This window comes from Nocardia sp. PE-7 (assembly GCF_030486425.1).
Taxonomy (GTDB): domain Bacteria; phylum Actinomycetota; class Actinomycetes; order Mycobacteriales; family Mycobacteriaceae; genus Nocardia; species Nocardia salmonicida_A.
The window spans coordinates 4,611,335-4,629,288 of record NZ_CP129614.1; the positions used below are offsets into that span (position 1 = coordinate 4,611,335).

Consider the following 17,954-nt stretch of genomic DNA (forward strand, 5'->3'; position numbering starts at 1 on the left):
CGCAAAGGTAACGGGCAGCCAGCGGGTTACCAGCAGGTGTCGTCTCGGCGTGCCGTTACGGCATGTCTTCGAAAGCCGGGCAATTCTCCAGAATGGACATAAGGTTTCTGACCATGACCGACGACGCCGCACCCGCGACCGGGAACGCCGACGCCGCAGCCACCACCGCTGCTCCGCCGATGATCTCGATGCGCAACGTGGACAAACACTTCGGTGAGCTCCATGTCCTGCGCGATATCCACCTCGAAGTGCCCCGTGGGCAGGTCGTGATCGTCCTGGGCCCGTCGGGTTCGGGGAAATCGACCCTGTGCCGCACCATCAATCGCCTCGAACCGATCGACTCCGGCGACATCGCCATCGACGGCGTCGCACTGCCGGGCGAGGGCAAAGCTCTCGCCGCGCTGCGTGCCGAGGTGGGCATGGTGTTCCAGTCGTTCAACCTGTTCGCGCACAAGACCATCGTCGAGAACGTCATGCTGGCGCCGACGAAGGTCCGCGGAAAGAAGAAGGACGAGGCGCGCAAGCACGCGATGGCCTTGCTCGAGCGGGTCGGCATCGCCAACCAGGCCGACAAGTACCCGGCCCAGCTCTCCGGCGGTCAGCAGCAGCGCGTCGCCATCGCCCGCTCGCTCGCGATGGACCCCAAGGTCATGCTCTTCGACGAACCGACCTCGGCGCTGGACCCGGAGATGGTCAACGAGGTGCTCGACGTGATGGTCTCCCTGGCCAAGGAGGGCATGACCATGCTCGTGGTCACCCACGAGATGGGTTTCGCGCGCAGGGCGGGCGACCGCGTGCTGTTCATGGCCGACGGCGAGATCGTCGAGGACTCCGCGCCCGAAGCTTTCTTCACCGCACCGAAATCCGAACGCGCCAGGGACTTCCTCGGCAAAATTCTCAGCCACTGACTCGCAGCACCATTGTCACAAGGAGAAGGAAACCCATGAGGATCAATCGTGCGATGCGCGTCGGAATCGGCGCAGCGGCACTGGTATTGGCAGCCACCGTCACCGCGGCCTGTGGCGGCGGTGACGACAAGTCGGCCCTGGACAACGCCAAGGACGGCAAGCTGACCATCGGCATCAAGTTCGACCAGCCGGGTCTGGGCCTGCGCAATACCGACGGCACCTACAGCGGCTTCGACGTCGACGTGGCCAAGTACGTCGCCGACAAGCTCGGCGTGAAGCCGGAGAACGTCACCTTCAAGGAATCGCCGTCGGCCCAGCGCGAGACCCTGATCGAGAACGGCCAGGTCGACCTCGTCGTCGCCACCTACTCGATCAACGACAAGCGCAAGGAGAAGGTCGATTTCGGCGGCCCTTACTACATCGCCGGCCAGGACCTGCTGGTGCCCGCCGCCAACACCGACATCACCGGCCCCGACTCCCTCGCGGGCAAGAAGGTCTGCTCGGTGAAGGGCTCCACCCCGGCCCAGAACATCGAGAAGAACTACCCCCAGGCGCAGTTGCAGACCTACGACACCTACTCGCTGTGCATCGAGGCGATGCGTAGCGGTGCGATCGACGCGGTCACCACCGACAACGTGATCCTCGCCGGTTACGCCGCACAGTCGCCGGGCACCTTCAAGCTGGTGAACAAGCCTTTCACCACCGAGAAGTACGGCATCGGCCTGAAGAAGGGCGACGCCGAACTGCGCGGCAAGGTCAACGACGCCATCCAGGCGATGATCGATGACGGTACGTGGAAGGCCGTGCAGGAGAAGAACTTCGCCGGTACCGGTATCGCGGTGCCCGCACCGCCGACCATCGACCGCTACTGATCAACCACTGATCATCGGTGACCCGGGATCTCCCGGGTCACCGATGCGGTGTTGTCCTGCAGGCCTTCACACCGATCGGAGGACGCGCGTCCGTGTTCGACCTGATCTCGAGGTATGACAACCAAATCCTCGATGCGTTCTGGGTAACCATCAAACTCACCTTCTTCTCCGCGATCGGTGCGCTCGTCATCGGTACCGTCGTCGCCGGCATGCGCGTGTCCCCGATTCCGGTCGCGCGCGGGATCGGCGCGGCGTATGTAGCGATCTTCCGCAACACCCCGCTCACCCTGATCCTGGTATTCACCTCGCTCGGTCTGTACAGCACGCTCGGGTGGAAACTCGGTAGCGACGAGATCAAGGTCATCAACTATCGCTGGGCGATCATCGGGCTGAGCGTCTACACCGCTGCCTTCGTCTGCGAATCGCTGCGCTCCGGCATCAATACCGTCGCGCTCGGCCAGTCCGAGGCGGGTCGATCGCTGGGCTTCGGATTCGCCCAGAACCTGCGCTTGATCGTGCTGCCCCAAGCCTTCCGGGCGGTCATCGCACCCCTGGGCAGTGTGCTGATCGCGCTGACCAAGAACTCGACGGTCGCCTCCGTCATCGGCGTGGCCGAAGCCGCGTACCTGATGGGCGAAATGATCGAGAACGAAGCCGCCATTCTCACCATCGGCGTGATCTTCGCACTCGGCTTCGTCGTCCTCACCCTGCCGACCGGGCTGTTCTTCGGCTGGCTGGCCAAGCGATACGAGGTGGCACGATGAGCGGCGCTTCGGTTCTGTTCGACGCTCCCGGGCCCCGCGCGCGGCTGCGTCACAAACTGTACTCGGTCCTGGTCGTCGTCGTGCTGGTCGCCGCGGGCTGGTGGCTCTACGACGCCTTCGCCGACAAGGGCCAGTTCACCGCGGCCAAGTGGAAGCCGTTCCTCGAGTCCGAGATCTGGGAGACCTACCTGCTTCCCGGCTTGGAAGGCACCCTCACGGCCGCGGCGATCTCGATCGTCGGCTCGGTGTTCTTCGGCATGATCTTCGGGATCCTGCGCCTGTCCGACCACGCGTGGGTGCGCTGGGTGGCGGGCACGATCGTCGAGCTCGCCCGGGCCATCCCCGTGCTGATCCTGATGATCTTCCTGTTCGCGGTGTTCGGCGACTACGACCTGTTCCCCTCCGATCAGCTCGCGCTGGCCGCGGTGGTCATCGCGCTGACCATCTACAACTCCGCGGTCATCGCCGAGATCGTGCGCGCCGGCATCAAGTCGCTGCCCAAGGGGCAAACCGAAGCCGCCATGGCGCTGGGTCTGCGCAAGAACCAGCTCATGCGGTTGATCCTGCTGCCGCAGGCCATCACCGTGATGCTGCCCGCGCTGGTGTCGCAGATGGTCGTCGTCCTCAAGGACACCGCACTGGGCTACCAGATCACCTATGTGGAGCTGGTGCGGTCGGGTCAGCAAGAAGGCGCGTCGATGCAGAACACGATCCCCGCGCTGATCGTCGTCGCGCTGATCATGATCTCGCTCAACATGGCGCTGAGCTTCCTGGCGACCACCCTGGAGAAGCGGTTGCGGTCACGGAAGAAGAGCGGGGGTACGGTGCTGGCCGCCGACTCGATACTCGCCGATGCCGCGCCCGGCGTGGACATCACCAAGAAGTAGTCGCACACACCGAAGTGGGGCCCGATCCGGACGGATCGGGCCCCACTTCGGTGTTTCCTAGTCGTCGCCGATGAGGCCGAATTCACGCAGCAGCGGCCCGATCTCGGTGTCGTCGAGCTTCTTCAGCAGTCGATTGCGGACGAACTCCGGTCCGGGCAGGCTCATCTCCTCGCCGTCGCGCAACCGGCTGGTCGCCGCCAGGAGCGCACGGATGTCGTAGGTGGAGCCGAATACCTCCGGCACGCCACGCTCGATATCGAGCAGCGTGTAGGCCGCCTCCATACCGGTACGCACCGAATACTCGGTGGTGAAGATGCAGTCGCGGGTGGTCTCGGCGAACTGGCCGATGAAGGCGAAGTTGACCGCGCCCGCGGGCACCACGTTCGGCCGATCACCAGCCTGACGCGGCATGAAGAACGCGGTGACATACGGCATCATCACCGGCACGCACAACGCGGCGTCGGCGGCCATCTCCGGGATCTCGGCTTCGGGAACGCCCAGGTGGTACAGCCATTCCTGGGTGATCTCCGCGCCGGTGCAGTCCTGCATCGACTTCTTGACGAAATCGCCGGGACGGTCGACGAACAGCGCGTACACCCACACCACGATCTGGTCGGCGGGCTGCTGCTTGAAATGCGGCTGCCGGTTCACCGTCCAGCTCATCAGCCAGGACGAGTCCTTCGCCGTCACGATGCCGCCGGTGACCACCTTGCCGCTGAACGGGTCACGCTTGCAGATCTTCTGGATGTAGCGCGGGATCCGCTCGTCCAGGGTGGTGACCGTGGCCGATTCCCATTTGGTCTCCGGAATGTGGCCGCCGAAGACATCGGGGTGACCGAACGCGGGATCCTTGGCGGCGATGCGCCGCCACAGATCCCAGGCCGGGGCCGGACCTTCGTCGAGCCTGGCCGGGGTGTTTTGATCGCCCTCGTCGGAGTTCTCGGTGAGCGAGCCGATCGTGACGAACAACAGATCGTCGGTGCTCAGCTCGACGCCACCGGCGACGCCGTCGGCGACCCAGTGCAGGCGCGTGGCCTGTTTGCGTGGGCCGGAGATGTCGAAATCCACGTCGGTGACCTCGGTGTCGAAATGGAATCGCACACCCTGGTCGAGCAGCCACCGGTACAGCGGCAATACCAGCGACTCGTACTGGTTGTATTTGGTGAACTTCAACGCGGAGAAGTCGGGCAGGCCGCCGATGTGATGGATGAACCGGTGCAGGTACAGCTTCATCTCGAGCGCGCTGTGCCATTCCTCGAACGCGAACATGGTGCGCCAGTACAGCCAGAAATTGCTCGCCAGGAAATCCGCGCCGAACACCTCGTCGATGCGTTTGTTCTCCATCTGCTCGCGGGTGGCGAGGAACACCTTCACGATGTCCTTCTGCGCGCGATCGGTGAGGGTGAACAGTCCGTCGGTGTGCGCGTCCTGCCCACGTTTCACCGTGGCCCGCTGCAGGGAGAAGTTCGGGTCGTCCTTGTTGAGCCAGTAGAACTCGTCGAGCACGCTGGCGCCCTCGATCTCTATCGACGGCACCGACCGGTAGAGATCCCACAGACATTCGAAGTGGTTCTCCATTTCGCGCCCGCCGCGGATGACGAAACCCTTCTTCGGCTCCTTGATGCCGTCGAGTGCGCCGCCGGGCAGCTTCAGCCGCTCCAGGACGGTGATCCTGTCGCCCGCCATCTGCCCGTCCCTGATGAGGAACGCCGCGCCGGAGAGCGAGGCCAGTCCCGCACCGACGAACCAGGCCGATTTGCCGTCGACGCCGTCGGGCTTGCGCGGCCGGGCGAACGCTTCGTAATTGCCGTTGCTGTAGTACATCCGACTCCTCTGTCCGATCCGGAACGGTCGAGCGGGACTATGCGCTGTAGCGGTAGAAACCCTCTCCGGTGGCGGCACCGAGCTTGCCCTTGTCGATGTAGTTCTCCTTCAGCCACGCCGCGAGCTTCTTGTGGTCGGCGTTGCCGTTGATCAGGATGTTGTACGGGGTGTTCAGGCCGACGATGTCGAGGATCTGGAACGGGCCCATGGGGGCGCCGGTGGCGATGCGCCAGGTCTCGTCGACTGCGGCGGGTTCGGCGTATCCGCCTGCGGCGAGCTCGATTCCGGAGTTCAGGAACGGCACCAGCAGCGAGTTGAGGACGTAACCCGCCTTCTCCCTGTGCAATTCGATCGGCACCATGCCGATCGCCTTCGCGAACTGGGCCACCGCGGCGAACACCGCGGGATCGGTCTGCTCGGTGCCCATCACCTCGGCGGTGTTGAACTTCCAGACATGGTTGGCGAAGTGCAACGCCAGGAAACGATCGGGGCGCCCGGTGTAGTCGACGATGTCGCTGGGCAGCAGCGTCGAGGAGTTCGTCGCGAACACGGTGCGTTCGGGCGCGAGCGCACCGAGCTTGCCGTAGAGGTCGCGCTTGATCTCGAGCACCTCCGGCACCGCCTCGATGATCAGGTCCGCCTCGGCCGCCGCGGCGGCCAGGTCGGTGGTGAGGGTGATCCCCGCGGCGGTCGCTGTGGTGTTGCTCTTGTCCGCGCCTGTCACGTCCTGCTGATACACCGCGGCGAGATCGTCGAATCGGGTGCGCGCGGCGGTGAGCGCCGCGTCGTCGATGTCGTAGGCGGTGACGTCGAACCCGTGGAAGGCGGTCTGAAAGGCGATCTGGGATCCGAGTACCCCCGTCCCGAGGACGGTCACCTTGCGGAATTCGATGGTCATGCGTCAGCCTCCCGGTCTGGACGCGAGCACCCCCCACCGCTGCGCGTCTCGGTTGTCTCGTACCGCCGTCCATCATGGCCCCGGAAGCTGAGGCAGCGATGTGAACGAAACACGCGTTCCGGACATCTCAGGCAGAAGCTGGTAACAGTTCAGCTAACCGACGCGGTCGATCAGCCCGCGGTGACGAGACCCTCGGCGACCATCCAGTCACGGGCGACGTCGGCGGGCTCGCGGCCGTCGATATCGACCTGACGATTGAGTTCGGTGATCACCTCGTTGGTGAGGCGCGCGGAGATCGGGGCCATGACCGCGACCGCCTGGGGGTGCGCGTCGGCGAAGTCGCGGTGCATGACCAGCGAGGCGTTGTATTTCGGGAAGAAGGCCTTGTCGTCTTCGAGCAGCACCAGTTCGAGGGCGGGAATGCGGCCGTCGGTCGCGGCGACCGAGCCGAAGCGGCATTGTTTCGCGTCGGCGGTGGCCTGGTAGACCAGCGCGTCCTGGACGATCTGGCGTTGGGCCTTGCCGAGGTCGATCCCGTAGGCGCCGGCCAGGCCGGGATAGCCGTCCGGGCGGACGTTGAACTCGGTGCCGACGCAGGTGGTCGCGGCGCCGGGATCTTTCGCGACGAGGTTCGCGTAGTCCGACAGCGTGCGAACCCCGGTCTCCTCGGCGTAGCCCTTGCTGGTGACGAGGGCGTAGGTGTTGTTCATCGGCGCCATCGCGGCCCAGACCATGTCGTGTTCGGCCAGATCGGCGTCGCGCACCGCCTCGAACTGGGCAGTCTCGGTGGGGATCGGCTTCTCCTTGCCGAGGTAGTTGATCCAGCCGGTGCCGGTGTAGTCGTAGGCGATGTCGATCTGGCCGTTCAGTTGCGCGTCGCGCAAGCTGTTGGAGCCTTGGATATTGGTCAGGTCACGCACGTTCGCGCCCGCGGCCGTCAGTGCGAATTCGATCATGTAACCCAGGATGTTGGCCTCGGTGAAGTCCTTGGAGCCCACCGTGACCGCGACACCGTCGAGTTCGGGCACCGGTGTGATGCCTGCCGGTCCGACAGACAACGGCACCGAGCCACCCGACTGCAGTCCGCAACCCGCGAGAACCAGCACGCTCAGAACCGGGGCCAGCCCGCGCAACCATCCGGCGATCCTCACCGCAACCCCTTCGGCCCGAGGAACTGTTCGGCCAGCGCGCCGAGCCAGTCGACGAACAGCGCCAGCGCGACAGCGAGGACGGCGCCGAGCGTCAAGGTCACGGTGTCGCGCAGTTTGTAACCGGTGTCGATGAGAATGCCGAGCCCGCCGGCGCTCACCATGAACGACAGGGTGGCGGTTCCGACGGCCAGCACCAGGGAGGTTCTCAGGCCCGCGAGGATGTAGGGCACCGCGAGCGGGAACTCGATGCGGCGCAATACCAGTGCCGCCGACATCCCCTGTCCCCTGCCCGCGTCGATCAGCGCGGGGTCGACCTGCTGGTAGCCCAGGATCGTATTGCGCAGGACCGGCAGCAGCGAGCAGAACGCGATCGGCGCGACACCCACCCAGAACCCGGTGGTGCGGGTGACCAGGTAGCACAGCACGATCAGCCCGATCGCCGGCGCGGACGCTCCGATATTGGCGATGCCGACGAAAAACGGCGCGAGACGGCGGAATCGGTGCCTGGTGAGCACGGTCCCCAGCGGCACGGCCACCGCTACCACGATGAGCACCACCGCCGCCGTGATCAGCACGTGCTGCCAGGTCACCTGGGCGACATTGCTCACGCTGATACTGGCCTGCTGGGTGACGGTGAGATCGCGCCGGAACGCCCAGACCAGCACGCCGACCGTGAGGATCAGCACGATCACGGGCTGAGCGAGCAGGCGGAGGTATTCGGCGCGCCGCTGGGTGGCGGGAGCAGCGGTCGCGGCGGGAACGTCGACGATCGAACGGGCGGGAGCTGACACGGTATTCGTCACTGTGGGGCCCTCCGCACCTGGTGACGGCCCGGTCCCGATGCAGGATCGCGAGCGTCTTCGCCCCGGGACACCGCGGGTTCGGGGATGGTCGCGCCGCGAGGCGGCTCGGTCCTCATGCCGGTGCCGATTCGGTCGCGGCGAGGTGGTCGATGAGGGTGTCGACGGTGACTGTTCCGGCGTAGGCGCCGGTGTTGTCGACGACGACGGCGGAGGCGGTGCGTTCGGTGAGCAGCCCGGCGAGCGCGTCTTGCAGGGTCGCGTCCGCGGGCAGGGTGGCGCCGACCGGGGTCCCGACGTCGCGCAGCGAATCCGCGTGGGCGAGTTCGGCTGTCGTCACCCGCCGGAGCGGGCGCCGTTGCTGGTCGAGCACCAGGCCCCAGGGGCGGTCCGCCGCGCGCAGGGCGGTGGTGAGTGCCGCGGCGCTGGTGTCCTCGGTGGCGGTGACGCCCTGGTCGAGGTCTATCCCGGCGAGGACGGTGAGGCCGAGTCGGTCGATGGTGGCGGTGGCGCCGACGAAACCGGCGACCGTCTCGTCGGCGGGGGCCGCCAGGATCGCGGCGGGGGTGTCGTACTGCAGGATGCGGGAGCGGTCACCGAGAACAGCGATGCGGTCGCCCAGCTTCACCGCCTCGCCGAAGTCGTGGGTGACGAAGACGATGGTCTTGCCGAGTTCGCTTTGCAGACGGAGCAATTCGTCCTGCAACAGCGCGCGGGTGATCGGGTCGACCGCACCGAAGGGTTCGTCCATCAGCAGCACCGGCGGGTCCGCGGCCAGCGCCCTCGCGACGCCGACGCGCTGCTGCTGTCCGCCGGAGAGCTGGCGCGGGTAGCGGTTGCGGTAGGTGTCGGGGTCGAGGCCGACGAGGGTGAGCATCTCGTCGGTGCGTTCGGCGACACGGCGGCGGTCCCAGCCGAGCAGGCCGGGCACCGTGGCGATGTTCTTGGCGACGGTCATATGCGGGAACAGCCCGGCCTGCTGGATGGAATAGCCGATGCCGCGGCGCAATTCGTCGGCGTCGATCGCGCCCGCGTCGCGGCCGCCGATGGTGACGGTGCCCGAGGTGGGTTCGATCAGCCGGTTGATCATCCGCATGGTGGTGGTCTTGCCGCAACCGGACGGGCCGACCAGCACCACGATCTCCCCGGCCGGGATGGTCATGGAGACCTCGTCGACTGCGGGTTCGGGCTGTTCGGGATAGCGTTTGGTGACCCGGTCGAGCACGATCTCGACCCCGGAGACCCCGGAATCCGCGGCCGCCTCGGTGGTTTCGATGTCAGTCACGGATTCCCCTCGGAATAGTGAGCCGTCCGAGCAGAACCAGGACGCCGTCGAGTGCGAGTGCGAGCACGACGATGAGGACGGTGCCGGTGAGTGCCTGCGGCACCGCGTTCGGGCTGCCGAGGCGAGAGAGTCCCGAGAAGATCACATTGCCCAGGCCGGGGCCTTTGGCATAGGCCGCCAGGGCCAGGATGCCCATGATCATCTGGGTACTGACCCGCATGCCGGTGAGAATGGACGGCCAGGCGAGGGGCAGTTCGATCTTGGTCAGCAGGCGCAACCGGTTCATCCCGACACCGCGCGCGGCATCGGTCACCGCCGGATCCACCGACGACAACCCGAGCACCGTGTTTCGCAGGATCGGCAACAGCGCGTAGAGCACCAGGGCCACGATCGTCGGTCCCACGCCGAGCCCGAGGAACGGAATCAGCAAGCCGAGCAACGCGAACGAGGGCACCGTGAGAATGGCCCCCGCCATCGCGGCCGCGGCAGCGGACCCGAGCGGACTTCGATACACGAGGATCCCGAGCGCCACCGCGATCATGGTCGCCAGCACCAGCGACTGCACCACGGCCGACACATGGAGGTAGGAATCGACCAGCAACTGCTCCCGCCGGTTCACCACGAACGACCACAACGCGTCCATGGTCCACCTCCCCGTCGTTCGGCGGCCGCCTAGGGCCCTGCTCCCCGGATTTCCCACCCGAATCAGGGTGAAACATCGACGTTCCCACACGCCACCGCATCATGATGCGACGAATCAGCCTGCGCGAAAACATGTTTCACCAGCGCGATCATCCTACGCGTCACGAACGACCCCGGTGGGAATTTCGAACTCACCCCTGATCGAGCCGCAGCCGCCGTGCCGACTCCTCGGAATCACTCGGCCCGAGTGCTCAGCTGTCCGCCGCCGCCAGTTCGGCTTTCACCACCGCGAACGCCGTGGCCGCGCTGTAGCCGCGGCGGGCGAGCATGTCGACCAGGCGGCGGGTGGCCTTGGCGCGGTCGAGATCGGCGGGCATGGCGCGGAGTTTGCGACGGACCAGGTCGACAGCGGCTTGTTCGTCGCCGGGCGTCGGTCGGCGTGAGGTGTAGCCGGCAGCCGCGTCCGGCTCCACTGCGTCGTTGGAGGTTTCGCCGGCGATCTCCGCTCGGTCCGCGTCCCCGGCCGTGCGCTCCGAAGTCTTCGCGCGGACCGCCCTCACCTCGGCGGACGTGCGCTCGAAGCCCGCCTCGTCCAGTTCGGCGGTGACGACGGCGAAGGCGGTGGACTGGTCGTAGCCGCGGCGAGCGAGCATGCCGACGAGGCGACGCACTGCCTTGTCGCGGTCCAGACCGGCGGGCAGGGTGCGGAGTTTGCGACGGACCAGGTCGGCGGCGCGAGCGTGTTCGGCGTCGTCGGTGACCATCGACAGCGCCTGTTCGGCATCGCCGGGGGCGACGCCCTTCTCGCGCAGCTCACGCTGGAGGGCCTTTCTACCCCGGCCGGAGTAGGTGTGGCGCTCGTGCACCCACTGTTCGGCGAAGGAGGCGTCGTTGATCAGACCCACTTCGGTGAACCGTTCGAGCGTGGCCGCTGTCACCTCGAGGCGGAACCCCTTCTCACCGAGGCGTTTCTCCAGTTCGGCGCGGCTGCGAGCACGCACCGAGAGCAAGCGCAGGCACACGTCCTTGGCCTGTTCCAGGGTTGCGTCGGGACGGTCGCCCGGGGCGAGCCGGCGTGTGCCGGCCCGCCTGTCGGGCTCTCCCGGCTGGGATCCGGCCGCCACCGGATCCGCCTGCCGTCCGTCGTCACCACCGACGACAGTCGACAGGGAGACTTCGTCGCGCCGCGCGGACCTACGTTCGCGTCGGGCGCCGCGGGGCCGTCGCCGACCCTCACTCCCCCACTCTTCATGATCATCACCAACCCGCGCAGCGAAATGCGGTGGTTTGTCATCATCGATGAATCCGGTCGGGTGCGCGCGCTGCGGATCGCCCGCACCCGACCGAATCCTCTTCGCATCCGAATCGGCTCGCTTGTCGCGAGCCGACCGGACGAGTTCATCGGCCGCACCCCTGCCGCGGCCCACCACGGGCATCACCGGCTCCGGCTCGACCTCGATTCCGAGGCGAGCCAGCTGCCTGCGCATCTGTTCGACCGGGTCGGCCGAATCGTGGTGGCCGCCGGGGCTCGGCGTGGTCATCGGCTCAGAAGTCGGCGGGCGCGTCGGCCTCGGCGGTCAGTACGGCGCCGATGCCCAGCTTCTCCTTGATCTTCTTCTCGATCTCGTTGCACACGTCCTTGTTCTCCAGCAGGAACTTGCGGGCGTTCTCCTTGCCCTGGCCCAGCTGATCGCCCTCGTAGGTGTACCAGGAGCCGGACTTGCGGACGAAGCCGTGCTCGACGCCCATGTCGATGAGCGAGCCCTCCTTGGAGATGCCGTGGCCGTAGAGGATGTCGAACTCGGCCTGCTTGAACGGCGGCGCGACCTTGTTCTTGACGACCTTCACGCGGGTGCGGTTACCGACCGCGTCGGTGCCGTCCTTGAGGGTCTCGATGCGGCGCACGTCCAGGCGCACGGAGGCGTAGAACTTCAGCGCCTTACCACCGGTGGTGGTCTCGGGCGAGCCGAACATGACACCGATCTTCTCGCGCAGCTGGTTGATGAAGATGGCGGTGGTGCCGGAGTTGCTGAGCGCGCCGGTCATCTTGCGCAGCGCCTGGCTCATGAGGCGGGCCTGCAGGCCGACGTGGCTGTCACCCATCTCGCCTTCGATTTCCGCGCGCGGCACCAGGGCGGCGACGGAGTCGATGACGAGGATGTCGATGGCGCCGGAGCGCACCAACATGTCGGCGATCTCCAGGGCCTGCTCACCGGTATCGGGCTGGGAGACCAGCAGCGCGTCGGTGTCGACGCCCAGCTTGCGGGCGTAATCGGGGTCGAGAGCGTGCTCGGCGTCGATGAAGGCGGCGACACCGCCCGCGGCCTGGGCGTTGGCGACGGCGTGCAGCGCGACGGTGGTCTTACCCGAGGATTCCGGGCCGTAGATCTCCACGACGCGTCCACGCGGCAACCCGCCGATTCCAAGCGCGACGTCGAGCGCGATGGAGCCGGTGGGGATGACAGCGATCGGCTGACGCGTCTCCTCACCGAGACGCATGACAGCGCCCTTGCCGAAGCTCTTCTCCACCTGCGCCAGTGCCAGTTCCAGCGCTTTGTCGCGATCGTAGGCCTGCGGTGCCATGATGTGTGCCCCTTCTCGAGGTGAGTGTCTCTCTGGTTGGCGCCCACAGTAGAGGCCGGCACCGACAAGTTCTGGCGCCCAGGTTAGTCGAACACCCATTCGAGTCAAGCGACGCGCCCACCAACACGCGAAGCAGCCGCTCCGACCAGCAATCCGGGAGCGAAACCGGCCGTCAGTGCTGCGGGAGCACCGAGTCGTCACCCTCGGCGCGTGGCCCGAAGATCCGCCGCTGCGACTGGTCGATGCGGACGTCATTGATACTGGCCTCGCGCCGAGCCATCCGCCCGTCCGCCGCGAACTCCCACTGCTCGTTGCCGTAGCTGCGCCACCACTGCCCCGACTCGTCGTGCCACTCGTACTGGAAGCGCACGGCGATGCGGTTGTCGTGGAAGGCCCACAGATCCTTGCGCAGCGCGTAGCCGTTCTCGGCCGACCATTTGCGGGTCAGGAACTCCACGATCGCGGCATGGCCGGTGAAGAATTCGTCGCGGTTGCGCCATACCGAATCCTCGGTGTACGCGGCGGCGACCCGTTCGGGGTCTCGGGTATTCCAGGCGTTCTCGGCGGCGAGCACCTTCGCGCGGGCGGAATCGAGGTCGAAGGGCGGCAGGGGTGGTCGCATGGGGAGAATCCTTTTCGGTGTGATCAAGGGTTGTTCGGGGAGAGTTCGGGCGGTCCCCAGCGCACAGCGAGCGCACCGGGGCGTTCGATCACCTCGTCGACGGTGAAATCGACGGCGCACTGCGCACCGACGGTGAATGCCGCTGCGTCCCAGACCAATTCGGCCCGGCCGGTGAGCTGCAGCAGCGCGCCGGTCGACCAGTCGGCGACGAGCAGCCCGCAACGCGGTTGCACCGCGATATTGCCCAGGGTCATGAACATCGAGTTGCCGCGGTAGTCCGGCCAGCGCAGCCGAGTCGGCGAAAGAACCTGCAGGAAACCGGGATTGCCGCCGCGGTGCGAAGCGTCGGCATGCCCGGCATCGTCGGCGGTGGCGACGAAGAATGTATCGGCGCCACCGATCATCTCGACCGCGGCGGTGGTCAGCGTCGTACCGCGCCGCACCCGGCCGGACGTTCCGACTCCGGAGACCTCCCGAATCCGTCTGCGCGAGATGTACTTCGGGCAGTTCGCGTAGACCTGTTCGGTGGTGATCCGTATCCCACCCGCGCGCACCGCCGAGGTGCCGTTGACGCGCATTCGCCGCCGACGCTGCGGTTGCAGCGCGATCAACCCGACCTCGACCTCACTCGACAGCGCCGCCGCCAGCGGATCAGCGCCCTCGGGCACCGTGTCGATGTCGATGGTCGCGTCGCCGACCGCGTGCACGAACCCGGCGGGCCCGGTGAGCGGACTCGCCCACAGTCGCCCCGCCGGATCCGCGGCGCCCAGCACCACCATCGACTGTTCGGCCAGGAAGGACGCGGCGACCGCCGGGATCCCGGTACGGATCGAGCGGCCGACCCTGGCAGCCGCCTCGGCCTGTCCCATCCGGCGCTGCACGGCCAACTCTCCGGGGTGAAACATCCTCGTCAGAAGAATCCGCAGGTCGGGGCAGGACCGGCCGGCGCGGGCGCGGTGTCGGCGCCCAGTGGGGCGAAGACCTCGAGCCGAATGCCGTCGGGATCAGCGAAGAAGATGCCGCCGGAGGACGCCCCCTCGCCGTGGGCGACCACCCCGTCGTGGAAGAACTCGGCATCGAGCGCACGCAGCGCCGACTCGACGACGCGCACCGTATCGACATCGTCGACCTGGAACGACAGGTGATGCAGCCCCGGTGTGCTGGTGGAGAATTCGCCGCTGCTCTGCTGCCACAGCGTGAGTACCAGCGCACCGTCGCGGCCGAGGAAGGCCCAGCGTCGCTCGCCGTCGGCGCCGCTGCCGAGTTCCTCGAAGCCGAGGCCGCGGCGGTAGAAGTCGACGGACCGATCGAGGTCGGCGACGTTGAGTCCGATATGGCCGGTGGTGAGCACAGGCGCGGCAACGGTGGTCATAGTTTCCTCCCGGAATGTTTAACTGCCTATCGGTTGTTGAACAGTTAGAACATAGGACGGGTCCACCCTCTCCGTCAACCCTTGAAATACTTTTAGACAGTTAGGACGGTCGTGTTGATAACCTCGGGCATGCGCGATCCCCGTCCGCACACCGGCGAACCCCCTGCCCTCGACCTGCTCAACACTCGGTGGGCGGGCGCCGAGCCGGGCGATCTGCTCACCGATCTCGACGGGCTGCGCACCTGGCTGGAGCTCATCGGGCTCGCCGATCGCGTACCCGTCGACGAGCATGCCCTCACCGCGCTGCACACCGCGCGCGGTGCCATCCACGATGCCGTGACCCGCGCCGATCACACCGCACTGAACCGGGTTCTCGACCACGGGCGCATCCGCCGCGAGCTCACCGACGAGGGCCCCCGCGACATCCCCGAGGTCGACGACCCGGTGTGGTTACCCGGCTGGCTCGCCGCCGACAATCTGCTGCACCTGATCACCGAGGCACCGCATCGGATCCGTCAGTGCGCGCACCCCGATTGCGTGCTGTTCTTCTACGACACGTCCAAGAACGGCACCCGCCGCTGGCATTCCATGGCGACCTGCGGCAATCGCACCAAGGCCGCGCGCCACTACGCCAAGAGCAGTTGAGCCGCGGTTCTCAGAACAGTTCGTCGAGCAGCCGGTAGTAGTCCAGCTTGGTGCGATCGGGTTCGGTCAGGCCATAGGCGGTGTAGAACGCCGTGACCGCCTCCGCGCCGAAGTCCTCGGCCAGGTCGCGCTCGGCGAGTGCGAGGTCGCGATAACGATCGCCGCGACCGAGTGCCCCGACATCGATCAGCAGGCCGCCGGTGAGCACATTGCCCGGCGTGAAGTCGCCGTGTGTGACGACGAGATCATCGGTGGCCGGGCGCTGTTCCCGCAGTCGCGCGAGGATGAACGCGGGCGAGAGATGACGGTGATCGTCGTCGAAATCCGCTGCGTCGACGAAGCCTTCGACCACATTGCGGTGGGCCCGCGCCAGGGCGACGTCGAGACCAGCGTCGAAGGGGCACTGCGAGACCGGAAGGTCGTGCAACGCACGCAGGACCTTACCCATCTGCGTGCCGATCGCGGCGGCTTCGACCGAATCAGCTTGTCCGGCAAGTGATCCGGCAGCGGCGTCGGCGAGCACGAGGACATCCTCGGCGAACGCGGACACCACAGGCACCGCGATCCCGTTTTCGCGCAACCAGGTAAGCCGCTCGTACTCGGCCACCGCCCGCGGGCCACGCTTGATCCAGTACCCGCCCGACCGGACCAGATTGCCGCCACGACCCTCGTGTTCCTGCGACCACACGGGCACCGGCCCGAGCAGGGTCTCGATGACCGGCGGGAGCGGCAGGGCCAGCTCGTCGAGGTGGTCGAGGGCCGCGCGGGTGGACTCGATGAGCTCGGAATCACCGTCGACCACCCGCAGCCGCATGGCCTCCTTGAGCAGTTCACGCGCCTCCCGCGGCCGGTGCTGTTCGGCCAGCGATTTGCCCAGGTGATGGGCGGCGAAGGAGACGAGATCGGGATCGAGCGCGCGACTGGCGTGCAGCGCACGGCGGTAGAGGATCTCGGCGTGCGAGGGTTCACCCTGGTACCGGTAGACGTCGGCCAGATTGATCCAGACGGTGATCCGGCGCTGCTCGGTATCGGCCAGTTCCAGGGCCTGATCGAGCCGGTCGAGGGCCTCGTCGTAGCGACCGAGCAGCATCAACGCGATGCCGAGCCTGCGCAGGCCGGGGAAATCATGGGGGTCGGCGAGGGCGACCCGGGCCGCGAGGTTCTCGGCGTCGACCGGGATCATCCGCAACCGCTCGTCGAACCGATACGGTCGCGTGTCCGAGTTCTGCGTTGTCACGGCCATTGCCTGATCACCACCGGTTCGGGGGGACGTCGAAGTCGGCGCACAACGCTCGCCATACGTCACGCGGGTCGACGCCGTTGTCGATCGCTACCGCCCCCGTGCGCCCCAGTTGGGGTATCACGTGATCGGTCAGCATGGCGTCGGCGCGCGCCACGCCGAACTCGGTGTGCATCAGCTCCTGGAATTCGGTCAATCGCACGTTGCCCAAGATACTCGCGCCAGGCGACCGCCGACAGGTCCCCGTTCAGCCCAGCGATGTTTGCGACGACCGGTGACTGTCGGCGACCGACTACCGCTTCGCGGCGTCGTGACAGACCTGAATCGGATCCTCGACCTCGGCCAGACCGGCAGCGGCGTGCCGAGCCGCCGCGGCGTAGGCGGGGTCGTCGAGTACCTGCCGCACCGCGGCGCCGACCGCCTCGGGCGTGAGCGGTCGCACGAGCACCGAACTACCCTGCCGTACCGCACGATTGGCGAGTTCCCACTGGTCACCGCCGCCGGGGACGGTCACCACCGGCACCCCTGCGGCCAGGGATTTGGCGAGCAGGCCGTGGCCGCCACCGCCGACGACGACCGTGGCGTGGGTGAGCAATTCGTCTTGTCGGCCGAGGCCCGCGGTAGCCCAGTCGGGGAGTTCGGCGGGTGGGGTGTCGAGGGTCGAGATGGCCGCGCGCACGCCGAGTCCGGCCAGACCGGCCAGGACGATGTCGGCCATGTCGGCGACGCCGGTGTGCGCGGTCGAGGGCGCCACCATCACCAGCGGGGCGTCACCCGGGGGCAGGGGAAGTACGGCATCGGTGGGTTCCCACAGCAGCGGTCCGACGACGTGGGTGTCGGCGGGCCAGTCGGGGCGGTCCATCTCCAGGGCGGGCAGGGTGGCGACCAGACGCGCGGTAGGACCGGGATCCTCGGCGGGCAGGCCGATGGTCTCGCGAGCCGCGGAGCGCTGACGATGGCCGGTGCGGACCGCCCGCGCGGTCATCGTGCGCAGGACACCGTCGCGCATGCGACCACGCACGCCTTCTCCCGGCGCAAGGCCACTGCCGATCGGCGGCAAGGCTTTCGACGGTAGGTAGAGCGGGTGCGGTGACAATTCGACCCACGGCAGTCCCAGTCGCTCGGCCGCCATCCCGCCGCCGGCGGTGAGAACGTCGGAGACGACCAGGTCGGGCAGCATCGCGCTGAGTTCGGGCAGGTTCTCGGTGGCGATATGGGCGGCACGATCGTGGATCCGGGCACCCGCGTCGGTGTCGTCGTCCGTCGGGCGCGGCGCGAGACCCTTGAGCTTGCGCACGCTGATCCCGGCGGAGCGCGCCAGATCGAGCCATCTCGGCCCGGTGAACAACACGGGCTCGTCCCCCGCGGCCAGCAATCGCAGACACAACGCGATCGCGGGAAACGCATGCCCTGGATCGGGCCCGGCCACCACAGCTATTCGCATCCGCCCACCCTGCCATA

General features: G+C 67.2%; 18 protein-coding genes and 1 pseudogene. 5 read left to right on the forward strand and 14 right to left on the reverse strand.

Annotation, left to right across the window (positions count from 1 at the left end; genetic code table 11):
• The first annotated feature begins 179 nt into the window (after positions 1 to 179).
• The 4 genes from QX204_RS21790 to QX204_RS21805 all read left to right on the forward strand — a co-directional run bounded on the left by QX204_RS21790 (position 180) and on the right by QX204_RS21805 (position 3,431).
• The gene (locus tag QX204_RS21790; protein WP_301908064.1) at positions 180 to 908 is read left to right on the forward strand and encodes an amino acid ABC transporter ATP-binding protein; all 729 of its coding nucleotides are present in this window, start codon (positions 180 to 182) and stop codon (positions 906 to 908) included.
• A 35-nt stretch (positions 909 to 943) separates the two neighbouring features.
• Positions 944 to 1,780, forward strand: a complete 837-nt coding sequence (locus tag QX204_RS21795) for a glutamate ABC transporter substrate-binding protein (RefSeq protein ID WP_301901896.1) — start codon at positions 944 to 946, stop codon at positions 1,778 to 1,780.
• 92 nt (positions 1,781 to 1,872) lie between these two features.
• A complete protein-coding gene (locus QX204_RS21800) occupies positions 1,873 to 2,544 on the forward strand; it encodes an amino acid ABC transporter permease (protein ID WP_301901897.1) in 672 nt (223 codons plus the stop codon).
• Complete coding sequence (locus tag QX204_RS21805) at positions 2,541 to 3,431, forward strand: amino acid ABC transporter permease (RefSeq protein WP_301901899.1); 891 nt, start codon at positions 2,541 to 2,543, stop codon at positions 3,429 to 3,431. The genes QX204_RS21800 and QX204_RS21805 overlap by 4 nt, the downstream gene beginning before the upstream one ends.
• Positions 3,432 to 3,488: 57 nt before the next feature.
• On the opposite strand, the gene QX204_RS21810 is transcribed toward QX204_RS21805, so the two are convergent.
• From QX204_RS21810 to QX204_RS21865, 11 genes and pseudogenes are all read right to left on the reverse strand, one after another.
• On the reverse strand, positions 3,489 to 5,255 hold the full coding sequence (locus tag QX204_RS21810; protein WP_301901900.1) for an oleate hydratase: 1,767 nt from the start codon (positions 5,253 to 5,255) through the stop codon (positions 3,489 to 3,491).
• Positions 5,256 to 5,292: 37 nt separating this feature from the next.
• Positions 5,293 to 6,153: a 3-hydroxyacyl-CoA dehydrogenase gene (locus QX204_RS21815; protein WP_301901902.1), complete on the reverse strand. Its 861-nt coding sequence runs from the start codon at positions 6,151 to 6,153 to the stop codon at positions 5,293 to 5,295.
• Positions 6,154 to 6,323: 170 nt separating this feature from the next.
• A complete protein-coding gene (locus QX204_RS21820; RefSeq protein ID WP_301901903.1) occupies positions 6,324 to 7,304 on the reverse strand; it encodes a glycine betaine ABC transporter substrate-binding protein in 981 nt (326 codons plus the stop codon).
• Complete coding sequence (locus tag QX204_RS21825; protein WP_301908065.1) at positions 7,301 to 8,074, reverse strand: ABC transporter permease; 774 nt, start codon at positions 8,072 to 8,074, stop codon at positions 7,301 to 7,303. Before QX204_RS21825 ends, QX204_RS21820 begins: the two co-directional genes overlap by 4 nt.
• Positions 8,075 to 8,219: 145 nt before the next feature.
• A complete protein-coding gene (locus QX204_RS21830) occupies positions 8,220 to 9,389 on the reverse strand; it encodes an ABC transporter ATP-binding protein (protein WP_301901904.1) in 1,170 nt (389 codons plus the stop codon).
• Complete coding sequence (locus QX204_RS21835) at positions 9,382 to 10,032, reverse strand: ABC transporter permease (protein WP_301901905.1); 651 nt, start codon at positions 10,030 to 10,032, stop codon at positions 9,382 to 9,384. Before QX204_RS21835 ends, QX204_RS21830 begins: the two co-directional genes overlap by 8 nt.
• A gap of 580 nt (positions 10,033 to 10,612) precedes the next feature.
• Positions 10,613 to 11,071: pseudogene (locus QX204_RS21845) on the reverse strand (regulatory protein RecX); the annotation flags it as partial.
• 505 nt (positions 11,072 to 11,576) lie between these two features.
• Positions 11,577 to 12,614 carry a recombinase RecA gene (gene recA, locus QX204_RS21850; protein WP_056811397.1) on the reverse strand — a complete coding sequence of 346 codons (1,038 nt, stop codon included), beginning with the start codon at positions 12,612 to 12,614 and terminating at the stop codon, positions 11,577 to 11,579.
• A gap of 172 nt (positions 12,615 to 12,786) precedes the next feature.
• Positions 12,787 to 13,236 carry a nuclear transport factor 2 family protein gene (locus QX204_RS21855; protein WP_301901907.1) on the reverse strand — a complete coding sequence of 150 codons (450 nt, stop codon included), beginning with the start codon at positions 13,234 to 13,236 and terminating at the stop codon, positions 12,787 to 12,789.
• A gap of 23 nt (positions 13,237 to 13,259) precedes the next feature.
• On the reverse strand, positions 13,260 to 14,141 hold the full coding sequence (locus QX204_RS21860; RefSeq protein ID WP_301901908.1) for a pyridoxamine 5'-phosphate oxidase family protein: 882 nt from the start codon (positions 14,139 to 14,141) through the stop codon (positions 13,260 to 13,262).
• Positions 14,142 to 14,146: 5 nt separating this feature from the next.
• Positions 14,147 to 14,608 (reverse strand): VOC family protein, encoded by a 462-nt coding sequence (locus QX204_RS21865; RefSeq protein ID WP_301901909.1) that lies wholly within the window; start codon positions 14,606 to 14,608, stop codon positions 14,147 to 14,149.
• Between the two features lie 129 nt (positions 14,609 to 14,737).
• On the opposite strand from QX204_RS21865, the gene QX204_RS21870 reads away from it, so the two are divergent.
• Positions 14,738 to 15,253, forward strand: a complete 516-nt coding sequence (locus QX204_RS21870) for a CGNR zinc finger domain-containing protein (RefSeq protein WP_301908067.1) — start codon at positions 14,738 to 14,740, stop codon at positions 15,251 to 15,253.
• A 10-nt stretch (positions 15,254 to 15,263) separates the two neighbouring features.
• Here QX204_RS21870 and QX204_RS21875 read toward each other — a convergent pair whose 3' ends face one another.
• The 3 genes from QX204_RS21875 to QX204_RS21885 all read right to left on the reverse strand — a co-directional run bounded on the left by QX204_RS21875 (position 15,264) and on the right by QX204_RS21885 (position 17,937).
• Positions 15,264 to 16,496 (reverse strand): phosphotransferase, encoded by a 1,233-nt coding sequence (locus tag QX204_RS21875; RefSeq protein ID WP_301901910.1) that lies wholly within the window; start codon positions 16,494 to 16,496, stop codon positions 15,264 to 15,266.
• A 7-nt stretch (positions 16,497 to 16,503) separates the two neighbouring features.
• Positions 16,504 to 16,695 (reverse strand): DUF3046 domain-containing protein, encoded by a 192-nt coding sequence (locus tag QX204_RS21880; RefSeq protein WP_062988054.1) that lies wholly within the window; start codon positions 16,693 to 16,695, stop codon positions 16,504 to 16,506.
• A 90-nt stretch (positions 16,696 to 16,785) separates the two neighbouring features.
• Positions 16,786 to 17,937, reverse strand: coding sequence for a glycosyltransferase (locus QX204_RS21885; protein WP_301901913.1), 1,152 nt, complete (start codon positions 17,935 to 17,937; stop codon positions 16,786 to 16,788).
• Between the last annotated feature and the right edge of the window lie 17 nt (positions 17,938 to 17,954).

Excerpts from the sequence above, each read along its gene's own strand:
- QX204_RS21790 (WP_301908064.1), top strand. The coding sequence starts at position 180 with ATGATCTCGATGCGCAACGTGGACAAACACTTCGGTGAGCTCCATGTC.
- QX204_RS21795 (WP_301901896.1), top strand. The coding sequence starts at position 944 with ATGAGGATCAATCGTGCGATGCGCGTCGGAATCGGCGCAGCGGCACTG.
- QX204_RS21805 (WP_301901899.1), top strand. The coding sequence starts at position 2,541 with ATGAGCGGCGCTTCGGTTCTGTTCGACGCTCCCGGGCCCCGCGCGCGG.
- QX204_RS21810 (WP_301901900.1), bottom strand. The coding sequence starts at position 5,255 with ATGTACTACAGCAACGGCAATTACGAAGCGTTCGCCCGGCCGCGCAAG.
- QX204_RS21815 (WP_301901902.1), bottom strand. The coding sequence starts at position 6,153 with ATGACCATCGAATTCCGCAAGGTGACCGTCCTCGGGACGGGGGTACTC.
- QX204_RS21835 (WP_301901905.1), bottom strand. The coding sequence starts at position 10,032 with ATGGACGCGTTGTGGTCGTTCGTGGTGAACCGGCGGGAGCAGTTGCTG.
- recA (WP_056811397.1), bottom strand. The coding sequence starts at position 12,614 with ATGGCACCGCAGGCCTACGATCGCGACAAAGCGCTGGAACTGGCACTG.
- QX204_RS21855 (WP_301901907.1), bottom strand. The coding sequence starts at position 13,236 with ATGCGACCACCCCTGCCGCCCTTCGACCTCGATTCCGCCCGCGCGAAG.
- QX204_RS21860 (WP_301901908.1), bottom strand. The coding sequence starts at position 14,141 with ATGTTTCACCCCGGAGAGTTGGCCGTGCAGCGCCGGATGGGACAGGCC.
- QX204_RS21865 (WP_301901909.1), bottom strand. The coding sequence starts at position 14,608 with ATGACCACCGTTGCCGCGCCTGTGCTCACCACCGGCCATATCGGACTC.
- QX204_RS21870 (WP_301908067.1), top strand. The coding sequence starts at position 14,738 with ATGCGCGATCCCCGTCCGCACACCGGCGAACCCCCTGCCCTCGACCTG.
- QX204_RS21875 (WP_301901910.1), bottom strand. The coding sequence starts at position 16,496 with ATGGCCGTGACAACGCAGAACTCGGACACGCGACCGTATCGGTTCGAC.
- QX204_RS21885 (WP_301901913.1), bottom strand. The coding sequence starts at position 17,937 with ATGCGAATAGCTGTGGTGGCCGGGCCCGATCCAGGGCATGCGTTTCCC.